The organism is Amycolatopsis sp. SID8362, assembly GCF_010550475.1.
In the GTDB taxonomy this organism is placed as follows: Bacteria; Actinomycetota; Actinomycetes; order Mycobacteriales; family Pseudonocardiaceae; genus Amycolatopsis; species Amycolatopsis eburnea.
In genome coordinates, this window is record NZ_JAAGNB010000886.1 from 1 (window position 1) to 1,568 (window position 1,568).

General features: G+C 73.3%; 1 protein-coding gene and 1 pseudogene. One reads left to right on the plus strand and one right to left on the minus strand.

Annotation, left to right across the window (positions count from 1 at the left end):
• A partial coding sequence (locus G3I65_RS27695) for a sigma 54-interacting transcriptional regulator (RefSeq protein ID WP_160698720.1) occupies positions 1-952 on the minus strand: 952 nt, incomplete at its 3' end.
• Positions 953-1,052: 100 nt separating this feature from the next.
• Here G3I65_RS27695 and G3I65_RS27700 point away from each other — a divergent pair.
• A pseudogene (locus G3I65_RS27700) lies at positions 1,053-1,568 on the plus strand (hypothetical protein); the annotation flags it as partial.

Below are 1,568 nucleotides of genomic sequence, written 5' to 3' on the forward strand. Positions count from 1 at the left end.
CCGCGGCCGCCACGGTTTCCGCCGCGGCGACGGCGAACCGCGCCGAAACGCCGGAGCGCTGGTCGATGACCGTGGACTCGCGCAGGTTCCGGACGAACCGGGCGAGGACCTCCAGCAGCGGCTCCCCGACCTCGGCGACGAGGTTCGCCTCCTGCCGGACGACGGCCACCTCCGCCTCGACGTCCAGGGGGTAGTGGGTGCGGATCTCCGCGCCGAAGCGGTCCTTGAGCGGGGTGATGATCCGGCCGCGGTTGGTGTAGTCCTCGGGGTTCGCGGTGGCGGCGAGCAGGACGTCCAGCGGCAGCCGCAGCGTGTAGCCGCGGACCTGGATGTCGCGCTCCTCCATCACGTTGAGCAGCGCGACCTGGATGCGCTCGGCGAGGTCGGGCAGCTCGTTGATGGCGACGATGCCGCGGTGGGCGCGCGGGACCAAGCCGAAGTGGATGGTCTCGGGGTCACCGAGGCTGCGGCCTTCGGCGACCTTCACCGGGTCGACGTCGCCGATCAGGTCGCCGACCGAGGTGTCCGGCGTGGCGAGCTTTTCGGTGTAGCGCTCGGAGCGGTGGCGCCAGGCCACCGGCAGGTCGTCGCCGAGCTCGGCGGCACGGCGGATCGACGCGGGCGTGATCGGCTGGAGCGGGTGTTCGCCCAGCTCCGAGCCTTCGATGACGGGCGTCCATTCGTCGAGCAGGCCGGCGAGGGTGCGCAGCAGGCGGGTCTTGCCCTGGCCGCGTTCGCCGAGCAGGACGACGTCGTGCCCGGCCAGCAGCGCGCGTTCGAGCTGTGGCAGCACGGTGCGGGAGAACCCGACGATGCCGGGCCACGCGTCTTCGCCGTTCTTGAGGGCGGTCAGCAGGTTGTCGTGGATCTCTCGCGCGATCGGCCGCGGCTCGTACCCGGCCGCGCGCAGGGCCCCGGCGGTGCGGGGAAGAGCGTCTGGAACAGCGTTCACCCGTTCGACGCTACTGCCGGATCGGCGGCCCGTCGATGTGGAGCGACTCCAGCGTGGGCGCGCTCCGCCGGTGCGGGACGAGCCGGTAAAATAGGGCGTCGTGTGCCGTCCCAGTGCGACTTTCGCGGTGTGGTCCAGCGCGTGGCTGAACGGAGCCGCCGCTTCCGACGATGTGCTCGACGCCCTGCTCGCGTGGGGTGAAGCCCACGACGTCGTGGCCGCCGACGCGGCCGCCGCGGAGGCGTTCGCGCTGCCGCTGGCCTTCAACCGGGCGGCCACCCCCGTCCAGCTGCTGATGGCGCTGCGTTCGCAGGGAGCGAAATCCCTCCAGCTGGTCCTGCCGGTCCCGGGCGACGTCCGCGGCCTCGGCGGCGGCGGCCCGTTCACCGACGCGGCGCTGCGCGCGGGCGACGCGGTGGTGCTCGCGGACCTCGGCTTCGGCATCGTGCCGGAGCCGATCGCCGAAGGCCTGGTCCGGTGGACCGTCTACTCGCTGGCTTCGCCGGCCCGGCCGGAGTACGTCGGCCTGGCCGAGGCCGAGCACGGGCTGACGGACGCGATCCGCGCGAGCGCGGGTGCCCTCCAGGCGCTGGACGTGGCTTCGGACCGGCCGGGC